We start from the raw sequence: 16013 nt of genomic DNA, 5'->3' as shown, positions 1-16013 counted from the left end.
TCCCGCCCGGCGCCCCTCGGGGCCGCCGCTCAGCCCTTCTCCAGGTACTGCTCCCGTTCCTCGTCCAGCAGCGCGTCCAGGGCCGTGCGCAGGGCCGGCAGGTGCTCCAGGTCCGGGTCGGCGGCGACGGTTCTCGTGGCCTCCTCGCGCGCTTCGGCGATGATCTCCTCGTCGTCGATGACGGCCAGCATGCGCAGGCTGGAACGGGTGCCGGACTGGGCCTGGCCCAGCACATCGCCCTCGCGGCGCTGCTCCAGGTCGATACGGGAGAGCTCGAAGCCGTCGAGGGTGGAGGCGACCGCGGCGAGGCGCTGCCGGGCGGCGCTCGCCTCGGGCATCTCGGTGACCAGCAGACACAGGCCGGGGGCCGAGCCGCGGCCGACGCGGCCGCGCAGCTGGTGGAGCTGGGAGACTCCGAAGCGGTCGGCGTCCATGATCACCATGGCGGTGGCGTTCGGCACGTTGACCCCGACCTCGATGACGGTCGTGGCGACCAGGACGTCCACCTCGCCGGCGGTGAAGCGGCGCATGACGGCGTCCTTGTCGTCGGGAGGCATGCGTCCGTGCAGGACCTCGACTCCGAGCCCCTTCAGCGGTCCCTTCGCGAGCTGCTCCGCGATGTCCAGGACGGCGAGCGGGGGCCGCTTCTCCGCCTCGTCCTCGGGGGGCTTCCGCTTCCCGGCTCTCCCGGGGTCGTCCTCCTCGTCGCCGATGCGCGGGCAGACCACGTACGCCTGGTGCCCGCCCGCGACCTCCTCACGGACCCGCTCCCAGGCGCGGGCGAGGAAGTGCGGCTTGTCGGCGGCCGGCACGACATGGCTGGCAATGGGCGAGCGGCCCGCCGGGAGCTGGTCGAGGACGGAGGTCTCCAGGTCACCGAAGACCGTCATCGCGACCGTGCGCGGGATGGGTGTGGCGGTCATGACGAGCAGGTGCGGGGGCTGTTTGCCCTTGCCGCGCAGGGCGTCGCGCTGCTCGACGCCGAAGCGGTGCTGCTCGTCGACGACGACCAGGCCCAGATCGTGGAACTGCACCTTGTCCTCGATCAGCGCGTGCGTGCCGATGACGACACCGGCCTCGCCGGTGGCCAGGTCGAGCAGGACGCGCCGCCGGGCCGCGGCTCCCATGGACCCGGTGAGCAGCACCACCTTGGTGGCGTGGTCGGCTCCCCCGAGCATGCCCCCCTCGGCCAGTTCGCCCATCATCTCGGTGACCGATCTGTGGTGCTGCTGGGCGAGCACCTCGGTCGGGGCGAGCATCGCCGCCTGCCCGCCCGCGTCGACGACGGCGAGCATGGCGCGCAGGGCGACCAGGGTCTTGCCCGAACCCACCTCGCCCTGCAGCAGGCGGTGCATGGGGTGTGCGGTGGCGAGGTCGGCGAAGATCTCGCCGGAGACCTTCTGCTGACCCTCGGTGAGGGTGAAGGGGAGACGGTCGTCGAAGGCGGTGAGAAGGCCGTCGGGCTGCGGGCGGCGGGCGACGGCGGGGAGCTGTGCGTCGGCGTGGCGGCGGCGGGCGAGTGCCGTCTGGAGGACGAAGGCCTCGTCCCACTTGAGGCGGGCCCGGGCGTCCTCGATGTCCGCCGGGGTGTGCGGGCGGTGGATCTTCAGCAGGGCCTCGGGGAGCGGGAGCAGCCCGCGGCCCTCGCGCAGGGAGTCCGGGAGCGGGTCGAGGGCCTCCTGGGCGCTGGGCAGCACCGTCTGGAGGGCCTTGCCGATCTTCCACGACTCCATCTTGGCGGTGGCGGGGTAGATCGGGATGAGGGTGCCGGCCCAGGTCTCGACCGCCTCCTCCGTATCGCCGCGCAGCAGCTCATAGGCGGGATGGGCGAGTTGGAGACGGCGGTTGAAGACGGAGACCTTGCCGGCGAACATCGCGCGGGTGCCCGGCAGCAGTTCCTTGTGCGGTTTGTGGACACCGGCGCCGAAGAAGACCAGTTGCAGCCGGCCGCTGCCGTCCGTGATGGTCACTTCCAGGCGCTGCCCCTTGCCGCGCGGGGCCTTGGCCGAGGCGAAGGTGTGCAGACGGGCGTCGGCGACCTGGGCGACCACGGTGACGTGCTCGTCCATGGGGAGCTCGGCAAGGTGGGTGAGCCGGCCGCGCTCCTCGTACCGGCGGGGGTAGTGATGGAGAAGGTCGCCGACGGTGTGCAGGCCGAGATGCTCGGCCATCACCTTCGCGGTGGCGGGGCCGAGCACTTTCTTCAGTGGTTCTTCCAGTGCGGGCACGAGATCCATTGGACACCACGGCACTGACAATGCGTGGACCGCGGGACACCGGTTTCGGTCGAGTGTTCTCTCGCATCACCGGTGCCGGCTCTCCGGCGTAGGTTGTGCGCGGAACTCCCCGAGGGTCTGGCGGGGGCGGGGCCGGCGGTCCCGGCCCTGGGGTCACTCGACGCCGATGAGCAGGACGGCGCCCTGTCTGCCGCCGCGGTACACCACCGTGTCGACGGCGAGGTAGCCCTCGCGGACCCGGGACTCCAGATGTGCGGCGACGGACTCGGGGGCGTCGTCACCGAGGACCAGGGTGACCAGCTCCCCGCCGGCCGCGAGCATGCGGTCGAGGACGGCCTCGGCGGTGGCCGTGACGTCCTGTCCGATGACGGCGACGTCGCCGTCGACCAGGCCGAGGACGTCCCCCGCCTGACAGATGCCCGCCATGGTCCAGGACTGGCGCTCGGCGACGGTCACCTCCGCGTAGCGGGTCGCGCCCGCGGCGGACGTCATCGCCACCACGTCCTCGTCGAAGCGGCGCTCCGGCTCGTGCACGGCGAGCGCCGCGATGCCCTGGACCGCGGAGCGGGTCGGAATGAGGGCCGCCCGGATGCCCTCGGCCCGGACCTGCTCGGCCGCCGCGGCCGCGGTGTGGCGCAGGTCCGCGTCGTTGGGCAGGAAGACGACCTCGCGCGCGTGCGCACGGCGCACCGCCTGGACGAGCTCACCACTCGCGGGCGGCTCACCCGGGCGGGCGAGCACGGTCGTCGCGCCCGCCTCGGTGTAGAGCCCCGCCAGACCCTCGCCGGGCACCACGGCCACGACGGCCCGCCGCGCACGTTCCCCCTGGGCCCGCTCGGCCCCTGCCGTGTGCACGTCCCCGGCGCCGAAGTGGGTGATCCGGATCCGGTACGGTCGCCCGGCCTCGACGCCGGCCTCCACGGCGGCGCCCGCGTCGTCGACATGCACATGGACGTTCCACAGCCCGTCGCCGCCGACCACGACCAGCGAATCGCCCATCCGGTCGAGCCGCTCCCGCAGCCGCGCGACGGCCGTGTCCCCGGCCTCCAGCAGATAGATCACCTCGAAGGCGGGCCCTCCGCACTCCGGTGCGGGAGCGCCCTCCGCGCATCCGGCCGCGTCCTCGGGCGGGACGGGACGGGCCTCCACGCGCGCGTGGAGGTCGCGCGGCGTCTCCCCGGTGAACGTCGCGACGAGTGCCGCGAGCACCGCCACCAGCCCACTGCCGCCGGCGTCCACCACCCCCGCGCGGCGGAGGACGGCCAGCCGGTCCGGTGTCTCGGCGAGCGCCGCGCGGGCGCCCTCGTGGGCCGCCCGGGCCACCGCGCCGCAGTCGCCCCGCGCCGCTCCGGCGGCGTCGGCCGCGGCCGAGGCGACGGTGAGGACCGTGCCCTCGACGGGGTGCGCCACCGCCTGACGCGCGGAGTCGGCCGCCTGACGCAGGGCGAGCCGCAGTCCCTGGCCGTCGGCCCGGTCCGCGGTCTCGTCACCGGCCAGCACCTGGGCCATCCCGCGCAACAACTGCGCCAGGATCGTTCCGGAGTTCCCGCGGGCGCCGATCAGTGCCCCGTGCGCCATCGCGCGTACCGCGTCCGCCAGGGTCGGCCCCGGTCCCGGTGCGCCACCGGCCTTGTGGCCCTCGAACACCGCGTCCACCGCGGCGGTCGCCGATTCGACGGTCAGGTAGAGATTCGTCCCGGTGTCGCCGTCCGCCACGGGATAGACGTTGATCGCGTCGATCTCCTCCCGCGCCCGCCCCAGCGCGTCGAGCGCGAGACCGCACCAGGCACGCACCGCGAGAGCATCGAAGAATGTCTGCGGCACCTGCGCCACCTGCGCCTCCCTGAGCTGCCGGCCGTGGCACGCAGCGTAAACCGTGGGGACCGGCCCACCGGAAGAGGGCCGCAGGCGGGCCTCTGAGCTGCCATGGTAGTTTCGTTCTACGGGTGCAGCCGTTGTATGCTGCTCCGGTTGCCCGATCCGATCGGGCCTCTTCCCCCTGGCAACGCCACTCGGATTCCGCAGGGCTCCCGAAGCCCTGGATTCTGATCCCGGCATGCCGGGATCCACCGTAAGTGCATCTGAAGTCTTTGGAGTGACCCGTGGCTGCCAACTGCGACGTCTGCGGCAAGGGGCCGGGCTTCGGCAACAACATCTCGCACTCGCACCGCCGTACGTCCCGCCGCTGGAACCCGAACATCCAGCGTGTACGTACCGTGGTCGGCGGGACGCCGAAGCGCGTGAACGCTTGCACCTCGTGCATCAAGGCCGGCAAGGTCTCGCGCTGACGCTTTCGCTGAGCGCGCGGCCGTAGTCGGTTTCGCCGCAACAGCCGGTCCACCTCTGGGTGGGCCGGCTCATTGCTGTGCGCGGCTGTGCGCACTCGCCGCGTCGTCCTCCGCGGAGCTCCGGTGCGGGGGACTCATGACGGCGGCGGACGCACCGCCCATCGTCTTCGTGCCCCCGCGTGCTGCCCGCTCGCGGCCGGCCGCGCCGGGGCCGGTTCACCGGCGGGCCACGGACGCGCGGGGACGCCGCATCACGCGCCCGCCCGGTGCGGTGGGCGCAGGTTCCAGGCGTGGTGGACCGGACCGATGCCCCTGCCCAGAGGGAAGCCGGAGGCTATCGCGCCCGTGACGTACCGCTTGGCCGTCGTCACCGCGTCCGGGACCGGCCGGCCCTTCGCCAGCTCCGAGGCGATCGCCGATGCCAGGGTGCAACCCGTGCCGTGGGTGTGGCGGTTGTCGTGTCTGGGGGCGCGCAGCCAGTGTTCCCGGGTGCCGTCCGTCAGGAGGTCGACGGCCTCCTCCGACTCCGCCGTGAGATGGCCGCCCTTGATCACCACCCAGCGCGGCCCGAACTCCAGCACCGCGCGCGCCGCCCGGCGCAGATCGCCCTCCGAAGCGACGCGGACGCCCGTGAGTTGCGCCACCTCGTCCAGGTTGGGCGTGGCCACCGTCGCCAGCGGCAGCAGCCTGGTCCGTACGGAGTCCAGCGCGGAGGCCGCCAGCAGGGGGTCCCCGTGCTTGGAGACCCCCACCGGGTCGACCACCGCCGGCGCGTCCGTGCCGGCGATCAAGTCGGCGACCGCCTCGACGAGTTCGGCGGAGGACAGCATGCCGGTCTTGACGGCCTGGACCCCGATGTCGTCGACGACGCTGCGGTACTGGGCCCGTACCGCCTCCACCGGCAGTTCCCAGGCACCCTGCACGCCCAGGGAGTTCTGCGCGGTCACCGCGGTGAGCACACTCATGCCGTGCACGCCGAGCGCGAGCATCGTCTTCAGATCGGCCTGGATGCCCGCCCCGCCGCCGGAGTCGGATCCGGCGACGGTGAGAACCCTGGGCGGCGCGCTCACGACTCGATGCCCCCGAAGTGGTCCCAGCCGCCCTGGCTCGTCCAGGGTGCCCCGTCGACCGTGACCTGGGGCAGCGCCGAGGGATTGAGCACCTCGCCGATCACCTTCCAGCGGGCGGGGAGTTTCACGTCCGGCGGGAAGGTGGCCACGATCGCGTGGTCCTCTCCCCCGGTCAGCACCCACTGCATCGGGTCGACGCCGACGGCCTGGCCGATGTCGTTCATCTGCGAGGGGATGTCGATCGCCCCGGAGCGGATGTCGATGCGGACCTTGCTGGCCTCGGCGATGTGCCCGAGGTCGGCGATCAGCCCGTCGCTCACATCGCACATCGCGGTGGCGCCGAGCCCGGCGGCGGCCGGTCCCGCGTGGTACGGCGGCTCGGGACGCCGGTGCGCCTCCACGAAGGCGCGCGGCGAGCGGAACCCGCGCGAGAGCACCGCGTGTCCGGCCGCGGACCAGCCCAGCCAGCCGGTCACCGCGACGAGGTCACCGGGCTGCGCTCCGCCCCGGGTGACGGGCTCCTGGTTGCGCAGATCGCCGAGCGCGGTGATCGACACCGTGATCGTGTCCCCGCGTACGACATCGCCGCCGACGACCGCGGCGCCTGCCACCTGGCATTCGTCCCGCAGCCCGTCCATCAGCTCGCTGGGCCAGGTGACCGGCAGTTCGGCCGGGACGACGAGGCCGAGCAGCAGCGCGGTCGGCACGGCGCCCATGGCGGCGATGTCGGCCAGGTTCTGCGCGGCGGCCTTGCGGCCGACGTCGTAGGCCGTGGACCAGTCGCGCCGGAAGTGCCGGCCCTCCAGCAGGATGTCGGTGCTGGCCACGACCCTGCGATCGGGGGCGGAGACCACCGCGGCGTCGTCGCCGGGTCCGACCCGGACCGCCGGGGTGGTGGTGAGACGGGAGGTGAGCTCCCTGATGAGCCCGAACTCACCGAGCTCACCAACAGTGCCCTTCATTACCCTTTCGCCCCTTCTGTCCCTGTGTGCGCCCGGTCGCGAGGCCTGGAAGTCCTCGCTACGGTCGATATGACCGTCAACTTCTCTCGTGTCTGTACCCCGGCGCGCACAACCCGGTTTCCGCAGGTCTCCCCGCGACGAGCGGCAACGCGATACCGTGGCGTTCCTTTTCCCCACATGATCCTCGTGGCCGCCCTGGAGGTTCCGTGGTACAGGCGTACATCCTGATCCAGACCGAGGTCGGCAAGGCGTCGACCGTCGCCGAGCTGATCGCCAAGATCCCTGGAGTCATCCAGGCCGAGGACGTGACCGGACCGTACGACGTGATCGTGCGCGCCCAGGCCGACACCGTCGACGGACTGGGCCGCATGGTGGTGGCCAAAGTCCAGCAAGTGGACGGCATCACCCGCACCCTGACCTGCCCGGTCGTCCATCTGTAGCCCCCGTCTACCCTGTGCCGGTGAACTCCTTCCGTCACCGGCGAACCGTACTGTCCGCCCTGTCCGCGCTCACGGTGCTGATCACCGCCGTGGGCTGCTCCCCAGCAGACGACAGCGTGTCCGCGGCGGTTCCCAGCCCGGACGCGAAGGTCACCAAGCTGTGTCAGAACCTGGACAAGGCCCTGCCGGCGAAGGTGGACGGTGAGAGTCGCGACGACCCCGGACCCGCGTCCGAACTGACCGCGGGCTGGGGCGGCGTGGCGATCATACTGCGGTGCGGCGTCGAACGGCCCCCGAAGATGGCCGATCCCGACGTGGCCACCGGTGGCGACCCCGACGCGGTACCCGGCGGGGTCGACGGGGTGGACTGGCTCATGGAGAAGCAGGATGACGGCACGTACCGCTTCACCACAGCCAACCGCGAGGCGTATGTGGAGGTCGGGGTGACCGACGGGCGGGACAGCACGGGGGTTCTGATCGATCTCGCCCCGGCCGTCAAGGAGGCGATCCCCGAAGGGATCGCCTCCTGAAGCGTGCGTCGAGCGTGCGTACGCCGCTCAGCGCAGTCCGGTCGGCCGGCGCAGGGCCGCCTGCACCAGCCGGTCCACCAGCTCCGGGTAACTCACCCCGGTGGCCTGCCACATCTGCGGGTACATCGAGATGGGGGTGAAGCCGGGCATGGTGTTGATCTCGTTGATCACGAACTCGCCGCCCTCGGTGAGGAAGAAGTCCGCGCGGACCAGCCCCTCGCAGGACGCCGCGTCGAACGCCTCGACCGCGAGCCGGCGCACCTCGGCCGTCTCCTCCTCGGTCAGCGGCGCGGGCACGAGGCCGGGCGTGGAGTCGATGTACTTGGCCTCGAAGTCGTAGTACGCGTGCGCGTCGGGCGGCGGGATCTCGGCGGGCACCGAGGCGCGCGGGCCGTCCTCGAACTCCAGCACGCCGCACTCGATCTCGCGGCCGCGCAGCGCCGCCTCCACCAGGATCTTCGGGTCGTGGCGCTGGGCCTCGGCGATCGCCTCGTCGAGGCCGGAGAGGTCGTCGACCTTGGTGATGCCGATCGACGAACCCGCGCGGGCGGGCTTCACGAACAGCGGCCAGCCGTGCTCCCCGGCGAAGCCGATGATCTTCTTGCGGGCGGCGGACTCGTCCGTCTCCCACTCGCGCGGCCGGATCACCAGGTACGGGCCGACCTTGAGCCCGAAGGAGGTGAACACCCGCTTCATGTACTCCTTGTCCTGGCCGACGGCGGAGGCGAGCACACCCGAGCCGACGTAGGGGACGCCGGAGAGTTCCAGAAGGCCCTGGAGGGTGCCGTCCTCACCGTAGGGGCCGTGCAGCACCGGGAAGACCACGTCGACCTCGCCCAGGGCCTTGGGCACCGAGCCCGGCTCGCTGTGGACGACCTCACGGTCGGCGGGGTCGACGGGGAGCACCACGGTGCCTTCCGAGGACTCGGCGATCTCGTCCACACTGGGGGTGCGGCGGTCGGTGATCGCCATGCGTTCCGGCTCGTCGGCGGTGAGCGCCCAGCGGCCGTCCTGGGTGATGCCGATCGGCAGGACGTCGTACTTGGTCCGGTCGATGGCGTTGAGGACGGCGCCGGCGGTGACCACGGAGATCCCGTGCTCGGAGCTGCGCCCGCCGAACACAACGGCCACACGCGGCTTGCGGGACGGCTGCTGCTCGGGGCTCTGGGGGAGGTTCTCGGTGCTCATATCGCGATGAGAGTACCCGTTGCCGGAGCCCGGAGTCAGCGCCCGCAACGCCACCCGTGAGCCGAACGGAGGGGGTCCTCGCTCAGCGTCGCTCGGGCTTCGCGCTGCGCGACATGAGTTCCTTGACGGCGACCATCGGCGGCTTGCCCTCGTGCACGATGCGGACGACCGTCTCGGTGAGCGGCATGTCGACGCCGTGCCGCCGGGCCAGATCCAGCACCGACTCGCAGGACTTGACGCCCTCGGCGGTCTGCTTGGTGACCGCGATGGTCTCCGCCAGCGTCAGCCCCCTGCCGAGGTTGGTGCCGAAGGTGTGGTTGCGGGAAAGGGGCGAGGAGCAGGTGGCCACCAGGTCGCCCAGGCCCGCCAGTCCGGAGAAGGTCAGCGGGTCGGCGCCGAGCGCGACACCGAGCCGGGTCGTCTCGGCGAGGCCGCGGGTGATGAGCGAGCCCTTGGTGTTGTCACCGAGTCCCATGCCGTCGGCGATGCCGACGGCCAGCCCGATCACGTTCTTCACCGCGCCGCCCAGTTCGCAGCCGATGACGTCGGTGTTGGTGTAGGGGCGGAAGTACGGGGTGTGGCAGGCGGTCTGGAGCCGTCGGCCCACCGCTTCGTCGGTGCAGGCGACCACGGAGGCGGCCGGCATACGGGCGGCGATCTCCCGGGCCAGATTGGGGCCGGTGACCACGGCGATGCGGTCGGCGCCGACCTTGGCGACGTCGTCGATCACCTCGCTCATCCGCATGGCGGAACCGAGCTCGATGCCCTTCATCAGGGACACCAGGACCGTGCCGGGCGCGAGCAGCGGTGCCCACTCGGCGAGGTTGCCGCGCAGCGTCTGTGAGGGAACGGCGAGGACGGTGAAGTCGGCGTCGCGCGCGGCTTCGGCGGCGTCCGTGGTGGCCCGGAGGTTCTCCGGGAGTTCGATACCGGGCAGGTAGTCGGGGTTGGCGTGGGTGGAGTTGACCGCTTCGGCGAGTTCGGGCCGCCGTCCCCACAGGACGACGTCGCACCCCGCGTCGGCGAGGACCATGCCGAAGGCCGTCCCCCACGATCCGGTGCCGAATACGGCCACCCTGACCGGCTTGCTCACGTGCCCAGCCCTTCTTCCCGCGCGGTGGGCGCGGTGCCCCGCGTCCGGTCCCGCCGTTTCTGCCTGTGTGTCTTGCGGCGCTGCTCGATCCGTTCCCGCCGCGGGTCGTAGGGCGTCTGGGGGGCCTTCTCGCCGCGGATCCGCTCGAGCTGGCGGGTGATATCCGCCATGATGGCCTCGGTCGCCTCCTTGAGCAGTTCCGGGGTCATCTCGCGGTCGTAGAAACGGTCGAGGTCCACCGGGGGCCCGGCCAGCACCCGGCTGGTCTTGCGGGGCAGCAGACTGGGCTTCCTGGCGTACGGCGGCAGCAACTCGTTGGCGCCCCACTGGGCGACCGGGATCACGGGGCACTTGGTCTGCAGCGCGACGCGCGCGGCGCCGGTCTTGCCCATCATGGGCCAGCCGTCCGGGTCGCGGGTGAGGGTGCCCTCGGGGTAGAAGGCGACGCATTCACCGCGCTCCACGGCGTCGATCGCGGCGCGGAAGGCACTGAGTGCGTCCGAACTCTCCCGGTAGACGGGGATCTGACCGGTGCCGCGCATCACGGCGCCGATGAATCCCTTGTTGAAAAGTCCGCTCTTCGCCAGGAATCGCGGAACGCGTCCGGTGTTGTACTGAAAGTGCCCGTAGGCGAAGGGATCGATGTGCGAATTGTGGTTCACCGCGGTGATAAATCCACCCTCGGCCGGAATGTTCTCCATTCCACGCCAGTCCCGCTTGAGCAGAACAACCAGCGGCGGTTTGGAGATCACCGCGGCGAAGCGGTACCAGAAGCCGATTCTGCGGCGCGGCACGAGTACACCTTCCTCTTCCGAATGACAGGGCCCGGACCCGGGGGCCGAACGGGCCGCACAAGTGTCGCCCCGGGCCGCCGGTCTGTCGAGAACACCGTACGCCCGCCCGTCTTGCGCCAGCGCCCTTCCCGGGAGCTCCGCACGCCTCCCCCGGCCCTCCTGCCTTCCGGCGCTCCGGGTGAGAATGGCCGCGACAAGAGAGGGACGTAACACTCGTGCAGTGGACCTTGGTGGTACCCCTGAAGCCGCTGGCCCAGGCCAAGAGCAGGCTCTCGGACACCGCGGACGACGGCCTGCGCCCGGGCCTCGCGCTCGCCTTCGCCCAGGACACGGTGGCGGCCGCGCTGGAGTGTCCGTCGGTACGGGATGTGGTGGTCGTCACGAACGACGCCCTGGCCGCGCGTGAGCTGGCGACGCTGGGCGCCGGAATCGTCCCCGACCTGCCGCGCGGCGGACTGAACGCGGCGCTCGCCCATGCCGCGACGGTGGTGGGTTCCTCCCGGCCGACGGCATCCGTCGCGGCCCTCAACGCCGATCTGCCGGCCCTCCGTCCGCCGGAACTGGCCCGCGTTCTCGATGCGGCGGCCGCGTTCCCCCGCGCGTTCCTCGCCGATGCCGCCGCGCTCGGCACGACGTTGCTGGCCGCGAGCCGGGGCCGGGAACTGCGCCCGCTCTTCGGTCCCGGGTCCCGGGCCCGGCACCGGGCGTCCGGGGCGGTGGAACTGTGCCCGGAGGCGGTGGATTCCGTACGGCAGGACGTGGACACCGGGGACGATCTGCGGGCGGCGCTGGCGCTGGGGGTGGGCCCTCGCACGGCCGCGGTCGCCGCGCGGCTGCTGATAACGGAGCAGTAGGCTGCCGCTATGCAGGCCACCGCGTACACCTACGACCCCGACAGCCGCAGCGGTCAGGTGCTTCTCGACGACGGCACCCCGGTGCCCTTCGACGCCCCGGCGTTCGACGCGGGGGGTCTGCGGCTGCTGCGCCCCGGGCAGCGGGTGCGGATCGAGACCTCCGACGAGGGCGAGGCCCGGCGGATCACGCTGGTGACGCTCCAGACGTTCTGACCGCCCGCCAGCCCGTCTCCCGGCCGCCGGCCCTCCTCGCGGATCCCGGACACACCGCGGGCCGGGCTCCTCGTCGGAGTCCGGCCCGGCACGTGAGAACCGCTTGCCCGAGGGGGCGGACGCGTCCGCTACTTATTGCGGGCGGTGGTCTTCTTGGCGGTGGTCTTGCGCGCGGTCGACTTCTTGGCGGGAGCCTTCTTCGCCGTGGCCTTCTTGGCGGGGGCCTTCGCGGCGGTGCTCTTGGAGGCCGCCGCGGTCTTCGCGGGCGCCTTCTTGGCCGTGGTCTTCTTCGCGGCCGTCTTGGTCGCGGCCTTCTTCGCGGTCGTCTTCTTCGCCGCGGTCTTCTTCGCGGCGGCGGCCTTCTTCGCCGTGGTCTTCTTCGCGGCGGCCTTCTTCACCGTCGCCGAAGCACCGCCGGTCAGGCTGCCCTTGGGTGCCTTCTTGACCGAGACCTCTCCACCACGCGGCAGCTTCTTGGAACCGCTCACCAGGTCCTTGAATCCCTGGCCGGCGCGGAAGCGCGGAACGGAGGTCTTCTTGACCCGAACCCGCTCGCCGGTCTGGGGGTTGCGGGCGTAACGGGCCGGACGGTCGACCTTCTCGAACGAACCGAAGCCGGTGACCGAGACCCGCTCACCCGAGACCACCGCGCGGACGATGGCGTCCAGTACGTGGTCGACGGCGTCGGCGGCCTGCTGGCGGCCGCCCACCTTGTCGGCAATCGCTTCTACGAGCTGCGCCTTGTTCACGTCTTCCCCTTCGGAGACATCGCCAGAACGAATGTGTTCAAGCTTTTTCGCACGTTAGGCAGATATATACCGCAAATCAAACACGAAACGGGCTAATCACCCTTGTGCCGCAACGAACTCGGCTGTCTCGACCGGTTCAGCGTTCCTCTCCGGGGAATCGACCCGCGTCGAGGTCCTCGACGAACCGCTCCAGACGCCTTGCGGCACCGGCGAGATCGTGTTTGGCCGCGGCCGTAATGACCAGCAGCTTCCGGGCCAGCGCCATCCGTACGCCCTCCGGGACTTGCAGTGCGCGCACCCTTGCATGCGCTTCCTTGAGCTGGTCCGCGACGGCCGCATAGAGCTCGAGTTGGCCGTCGCGTTCCATGCACAGATTGTGCCATCTGGGGCGAGTTGTCGCCTGCTCAGGGGGCAACTATCGCCTCGGACCGCCATCCGCGCACACTCCGGGATCACCCGCACGTGACACGTGTACCCCGGCAACCACCTTCCTAACGTGGGAAGTTGAGGAGGCTCAAGGCGGCGCGCGGGGCCGAACGGGTGCAGACACGGCCGTACCCCCGATCGGACCGATCGGGGGTACGGGAGGGGTCCGCGGTGGCCGAAAGTCGACCTCTCGCGAGGACTTCGGCCGGGGCGCGGGTCAGGCCGAGAGCGTCCTCGGCTTGAACGAGGGGCGCTTCGCCTCGTACGCGGCGATGTCCGCCTCGTCGCGCAGCGTGATGGAGATGTCGTCGAGCCCGTTGAGCAGCCGCCAGCGGGAGTTCTCGTCGAGTTCGAAGGCGGCGGTGATGCCCTCGGCACGCACCTCGCGGGCCTCCAGGTCCACCGTGATCTCGACGGTGGGGTCCGCCTCCGTGAGTTCCCACAGCGCGTCCACGGTCTGCTGGTCGAGGACCACCGTGAGCAGCCCGTTCTTCAGCGAGTTGCCGCGGAAGATGTCGGCGAAGCGGGAGGAGATCACGGCCCTGAAGCCGTAGTTCTGCAGCGCCCAGACGGCGTGCTCACGGGAGGAGCCGGTACCGAAGTCGGGGCCGGCCACCAGCACCGAGGCGCCCTCGCGCTCCGGGCGGTTGAGCACGAACTCCGGGTCCTTGCGCCAGGCCTCGAACAGCCCGTCCTCGAAACCGTCCCGCGTCACCTTCTTGAGCCAGTGGGCGGGGATGATCTGGTCGGTGTCGACGTTGCTGCGGCGCAGCGGGACGGCCCGGCCGGTGTGGGTGGTGAATGCTTCCATGACTGATCAGACTCCAGCGGGCGTACGGGCGTCGGCATCGGCGAGGTCGGCCGGGGAGGCCAGGTGGCCGAGGACCGCGGTGGCGGCGGCGACCTGCGGGGACACCAGGTGGGTACGGCCGCCCTTGCCCTGCCGACCCTCGAAGTTGCGGTTGGAGGTGGAGGCGGAGCGCTCACCGGGGGCGAGCTGGTCGGGGTTCATGCCCAGACACATCGAGCAGCCCGCGTGCCGCCATTCGGCGCCGGCCTCCTTGAAGACCACGTCCAGGCCCTCGGAGACGGCCTGCAGACCCACCCGCGCGGAGCCCGGGACGACCAGCATCCGTACGCCGTCGGCGACTTTGCGGCCGTTGATGATGTCCGCGGCGGCACGCAGGTCCTCGATGCGGCCGTTGGTGCAGGAACCTACGAAGACGGTGTCCACGTGGATCGAGCGCAGTTCCTGGCCGGCCTCCAACCCCATGTACTCCAGGGCCTTTTCGGCGGCGAGCCGCTCCGAGGCGTCCTCGTACGAAGCCGGGTCGGGAACGGACGCCGAGAGCGGGGCGCCCTGGCCCGGGTTGGTGCCCCAGGTGACGAACGGCGACAGTTCGGCGGCCTCGATGACGACCTCGGCGTCGAACTCGGCGTCCTCGTCGGACTTCAGCGTCTTCCAGTAGGCGACGGCCGCGTCCCAGTCCTCGCCCTTCGGGGCGTGCGGACGGCCCTCGAGGTAGGCGAACGTGGTCTCGTCCGGGGCGATCATGCCCGCGCGGGCGCCGGCCTCGATCGACATGTTGCAGATGGTCATCCGGGCTTCCATCGAGAGCTTCTCGATGGCCTCACCGCGGTACTCCAGGACATAGCCCTGGCCGCCGCCCGTACCGATCTTCGCGATGATCGCCAGGATCAGGTCCTTGGCGGTGACACCGTCGGGCAGTTCGCCGTTGACCGTGATCGCCATGGTCCTGGGGCGGGCCATGGGCAGCGTCTGGGTGGCCAGGACGTGCTCGACCTGGGAGGTACCGATGCCGAACGCCAGTCCGCCGAAGGCGCCGTGCGTGGACGTGTGCGAGTCACCGCAGACGACGGTCATGCCGGGCTGGGTGAGACCCAGCTGCGGACCGACGACGTGGACGACACCCTGCTCGACATCGCCCAGCGGGTGCAGCCGGACACCGAACTCGGCGCAGTTCTTCCGCAGCGTCTCCAGCTGGACCCGGGAGACCGGGTCGGCGATCGGCTTGTCGATGTCGAGGGTCGGGGTGTTGTGATCCTCGGTCGCGATGGTGAGGTCGAGACGGCGCACCGGGCGGCCGTTCTTGCGGAGGCCGTCGAAGGCCTGGGGGCTGGTCACCTCGTGCAGCAGGTGCAGATCGATGAAGAGGAGGTCGGGCTCGCCCTCGGCGCGCCGGACGACGTGGTCGTCCCAGACCTTCTCCGCGAGTGTCCTACCCATCGCTTTCCCTCCGGCCGGCACCCGTTGTGCGCCGGCCCAACTAGATCTGTGCGGAGACGGCGCCCTCGCCCCTGGTCCCGGGCGTCCGCCGCCAGGCCCGGTGGTCACGGGCCTCATTGCTTCCGTGCTTCAAGAGTGGCGCGTTCCACGGAAAATTGAACTTGCGTTTCACAGAGTGAGACGCAAGTATCGTTTCATGGACAACAGTAGCGGCGTCGGCGTTCTGGACAAGGCGGCCCTCGTCCTGAGCGCTCTGGAGTCCGGTCCGGCCACCCTCGCGGGGTTGGTCGGGGCCACCGGACTGGCACGACCCACGGCCCACCGCCTGGCCGTGGCGCTGGAACACCACCGCCTGGTGGCACGCGACATGCAGGGCCGGTTCATTCTCGGCCCGCGCCTGGCAGAACTGGCCGCGGCGGCGGGTGAGGACCGGCTGCTCGCCACGGCGGGCCCGGTGCTCACCCACCTCCGCGACGTGACCGGCGAGAGCGCCCAGCTCTACCGCCGCCAGGGCGACATGCGCATCTGCGTCGCCGCGGCGGAGCGGCTTTCGGGGCTCAGGGACACGGTCCCGGTGGGCTCCACGCTCACGATGAAGGCCGGCTCCTCGGCGCAGATCCTGATGGCCTGGGAGGAGCCCGAGCGGCTGCACCGCGGCCTGCAGGGCGCCCGTTTCACGGCCACCGCCCTCTCCGGCGTCCGGCGCCGCGGCTGGGCCCAGTCGATCGGCGAGCGCGAGCCGGGCGTGGCGTCCGTCTCGGCGCCGGTGCGCGGTCCCTCGAACCGCGTGGTGGCCGCCGTTTCGGTCTCCGGCCCCATCGAGCGGCTGACCCGCCATCCGGGCCGGATGCACGCACAGGCCATCATCGACGCCGCCGGCCGCCTCTCCGAGGCACTGCGCCGCTCCTGACCACCGCCCCC

17 protein-coding genes are annotated in these 16013 nt (G+C 71.4%); 6 read left to right on the top strand and 11 right to left on the bottom strand.

Annotated features, from left to right (window positions below):
• Window positions 1-29 precede the first annotated feature (29 nt).
• Entirely contained in the window at window positions 30-2237 is a 2208-nt protein-coding gene (gene recG / locus ACIF9R_RS10370) for an ATP-dependent DNA helicase RecG (protein ID WP_399977055.1), read from the bottom strand.
• Between the two features lie 153 nt (window positions 2238-2390).
• Complete coding sequence (locus ACIF9R_RS10365) at window positions 2391-4070, bottom strand: DAK2 domain-containing protein (RefSeq protein ID WP_399977053.1); 1680 nt, start codon at window positions 4068-4070, stop codon at window positions 2391-2393.
• Between the two features lie 269 nt (window positions 4071-4339).
• On the opposite strand from ACIF9R_RS10365, the gene rpmB reads away from it, so the two are divergent.
• A complete protein-coding gene (rpmB, locus tag ACIF9R_RS10360; protein WP_003993230.1) occupies window positions 4340-4525 on the top strand; it encodes a 50S ribosomal protein L28 in 186 nt (61 codons plus the stop codon).
• A 251-nt stretch (window positions 4526-4776) separates the two neighbouring features.
• Here the strand turns inward: rpmB and thiD are convergent, their stop codons facing one another.
• Window positions 4777-5595, bottom strand: a complete 819-nt coding sequence (thiD, locus tag ACIF9R_RS10355) for a bifunctional hydroxymethylpyrimidine kinase/phosphomethylpyrimidine kinase (protein ID WP_399977050.1) — start codon at window positions 5593-5595, stop codon at window positions 4777-4779.
• Window positions 5592-6557, bottom strand: coding sequence for a thiamine-phosphate kinase (locus tag ACIF9R_RS10350; RefSeq protein ID WP_399977047.1), 966 nt, complete (start codon window positions 6555-6557; stop codon window positions 5592-5594). The genes thiD and ACIF9R_RS10350 overlap by 4 nt, the downstream gene beginning before the upstream one ends.
• Before the next feature lie 206 nt (window positions 6558-6763).
• On the opposite strand from ACIF9R_RS10350, the gene ACIF9R_RS10345 reads away from it, so the two are divergent.
• Window positions 6764-6997, top strand: a complete 234-nt coding sequence (locus ACIF9R_RS10345; RefSeq protein ID WP_399977045.1) for an Lrp/AsnC family transcriptional regulator — start codon at window positions 6764-6766, stop codon at window positions 6995-6997.
• A gap of 20 nt (window positions 6998-7017) precedes the next feature.
• A complete protein-coding gene (locus ACIF9R_RS10340; RefSeq protein WP_399977042.1) occupies window positions 7018-7527 on the top strand; it encodes a DUF3515 domain-containing protein in 510 nt (169 codons plus the stop codon).
• A 27-nt stretch (window positions 7528-7554) separates the two neighbouring features.
• On the opposite strand, the gene ACIF9R_RS10335 is transcribed toward ACIF9R_RS10340, so the two are convergent.
• The 3 genes from ACIF9R_RS10335 to ACIF9R_RS10325 form a co-directional block, all read right to left on the bottom strand.
• Window positions 7555-8715 carry a D-alanine--D-alanine ligase family protein gene (locus tag ACIF9R_RS10335; protein WP_399977039.1) on the bottom strand — a complete coding sequence of 387 codons (1161 nt, stop codon included), beginning with the start codon at window positions 8713-8715 and terminating at the stop codon, window positions 7555-7557.
• An 82-nt stretch (window positions 8716-8797) separates the two neighbouring features.
• Window positions 8798-9808: an NAD(P)H-dependent glycerol-3-phosphate dehydrogenase gene (locus ACIF9R_RS10330; protein ID WP_399977036.1), complete on the bottom strand. Its 1011-nt coding sequence runs from the start codon at window positions 9806-9808 to the stop codon at window positions 8798-8800.
• Entirely contained in the window at window positions 9805-10602 is a 798-nt protein-coding gene (locus ACIF9R_RS10325; RefSeq protein WP_399977033.1) for a lysophospholipid acyltransferase family protein, read from the bottom strand. Before ACIF9R_RS10325 ends, ACIF9R_RS10330 begins: the two co-directional genes overlap by 4 nt.
• 215 nt (window positions 10603-10817) lie before the next feature.
• Here ACIF9R_RS10325 and cofC point away from each other — a divergent pair, with 215 nt between their 5' ends.
• Entirely contained in the window at window positions 10818-11456 is a 639-nt protein-coding gene (gene cofC, locus ACIF9R_RS10320) for a 2-phospho-L-lactate guanylyltransferase (RefSeq protein ID WP_399977030.1), read from the top strand.
• A gap of 9 nt (window positions 11457-11465) precedes the next feature.
• On the top strand, window positions 11466-11669 hold the full coding sequence (locus ACIF9R_RS10315; protein ID WP_399977027.1) for a hypothetical protein: 204 nt from the start codon (window positions 11466-11468) through the stop codon (window positions 11667-11669).
• A gap of 128 nt (window positions 11670-11797) precedes the next feature.
• On the opposite strand, the gene ACIF9R_RS10310 is transcribed toward ACIF9R_RS10315, so the two are convergent.
• The 4 genes from ACIF9R_RS10310 to leuC form a co-directional block, all read right to left on the bottom strand.
• On the bottom strand, window positions 11798-12418 hold the full coding sequence (locus tag ACIF9R_RS10310; RefSeq protein WP_399977024.1) for an HU family DNA-binding protein: 621 nt from the start codon (window positions 12416-12418) through the stop codon (window positions 11798-11800).
• A gap of 136 nt (window positions 12419-12554) precedes the next feature.
• Window positions 12555-12785 carry a hypothetical protein gene (locus ACIF9R_RS10305; RefSeq protein WP_399977021.1) on the bottom strand — a complete coding sequence of 77 codons (231 nt, stop codon included), beginning with the start codon at window positions 12783-12785 and terminating at the stop codon, window positions 12555-12557.
• A 276-nt stretch (window positions 12786-13061) separates the two neighbouring features.
• Window positions 13062-13655, bottom strand: coding sequence for a 3-isopropylmalate dehydratase small subunit (leuD, locus tag ACIF9R_RS10300; protein WP_399977019.1), 594 nt, complete (start codon window positions 13653-13655; stop codon window positions 13062-13064).
• Window positions 13656-13661: 6 nt separating this feature from the next.
• Entirely contained in the window at window positions 13662-15092 is a 1431-nt protein-coding gene (gene leuC / locus ACIF9R_RS10295; RefSeq protein WP_399977016.1) for a 3-isopropylmalate dehydratase large subunit, read from the bottom strand.
• 196 nt (window positions 15093-15288) lie between these two features.
• Between leuC and ndgR the strand changes: the two genes are divergently transcribed.
• Window positions 15289-16002 carry an IclR family transcriptional regulator NdgR gene (ndgR, locus tag ACIF9R_RS10290; RefSeq protein ID WP_399977013.1) on the top strand — a complete coding sequence of 238 codons (714 nt, stop codon included), beginning with the start codon at window positions 15289-15291 and terminating at the stop codon, window positions 16000-16002.
• The last annotated feature ends 11 nt before the right edge of the window (window positions 16003-16013 follow it).

The sequence above is a fragment of the Streptomyces sp. NPDC086080 genome, assembly GCF_044540255.1.
Taxonomy (GTDB): domain Bacteria; phylum Actinomycetota; class Actinomycetes; order Streptomycetales; family Streptomycetaceae; genus Streptomyces.
Note: the sequence above shows the minus strand (reverse complement) of the source record. Positions and strands in the feature narration are given on the sequence as shown.

Coding starts and splice junctions, on each gene's coding strand:
- recG (WP_399977055.1), bottom strand. CDS start 2,237: ATGGATCTCGTGCCCGCACTGGAAGAACCACTGAAGAAAGTGCTCGGC.
- ACIF9R_RS10350 (WP_399977047.1), bottom strand. CDS start 6,557: ATGAAGGGCACTGTTGGTGAGCTCGGTGAGTTCGGGCTCATCAGGGAG.
- ACIF9R_RS10335 (WP_399977039.1), bottom strand. CDS start 8,715: ATGAGCACCGAGAACCTCCCCCAGAGCCCCGAGCAGCAGCCGTCCCGC.
- ACIF9R_RS10315 (WP_399977027.1), top strand. CDS start 11,466: ATGCAGGCCACCGCGTACACCTACGACCCCGACAGCCGCAGCGGTCAG.
- ACIF9R_RS10305 (WP_399977021.1), bottom strand. CDS start 12,785: ATGGAACGCGACGGCCAACTCGAGCTCTATGCGGCCGTCGCGGACCAG.
- leuD (WP_399977019.1), bottom strand. CDS start 13,655: ATGGAAGCATTCACCACCCACACCGGCCGGGCCGTCCCGCTGCGCCGC.
- leuC (WP_399977016.1), bottom strand. CDS start 15,092: ATGGGTAGGACACTCGCGGAGAAGGTCTGGGACGACCACGTCGTCCGG.
- ndgR (WP_399977013.1), top strand. CDS start 15,289: ATGGACAACAGTAGCGGCGTCGGCGTTCTGGACAAGGCGGCCCTCGTC.